This window comes from Tetzosporium hominis (assembly GCF_002265435.1).
Classification (GTDB): Bacteria; Bacillota; Bacilli; order Bacillales_A; family Planococcaceae; genus Chryseomicrobium; species Chryseomicrobium hominis.
Genome location: NZ_NOKQ01000305.1, coordinates 1 through 270 on the forward strand (window position 1 = coordinate 1; position 270 = coordinate 270).

2 protein-coding genes are annotated in these 270 nt (G+C 45.6%); one reads left to right on the forward strand and one right to left on the reverse strand.

Annotated features, from left to right (window positions below):
- Nucleotides 1-93, forward strand: a 93-nt coding sequence (locus tag CF394_RS16350; RefSeq protein WP_439332879.1) for a hypothetical protein, incomplete at its 5' end; no start/stop codon positions are given.
- Nucleotides 94-136: 43 nt separating this feature from the next.
- Here CF394_RS16350 and CF394_RS13540 read toward each other — a convergent pair.
- Nucleotides 137-270, reverse strand: a 134-nt coding sequence (locus tag CF394_RS13540) for a spore germination protein (RefSeq protein ID WP_207761734.1), incomplete at its 5' end; no start/stop codon positions are given.

Consider the following 270-nt stretch of genomic DNA (forward strand, 5'->3'; position numbering starts at 1 on the left):
CAGGAACTTCGGGCAAGGCTGCCGAAAAAGCTGATTGTGCATCCGGCTGAACCAAGCGGCAAAGGTACAGCCGTATCGCTTGAAATGATTTAATCTTATAACCAAAAAGCAGCCTGCTTCTAAGGAAGAGGCTGCTTTATGCATTTCCGACAACATTCTGGTCGCTTACATCCGGGTCTATATAATTTGTCGCGTTTATACCATTATTGACGATAAGGAAATCTCCAGTGTTACCAGCACCAGAACCGAGCGCAGACTTTGAAGTGCTTT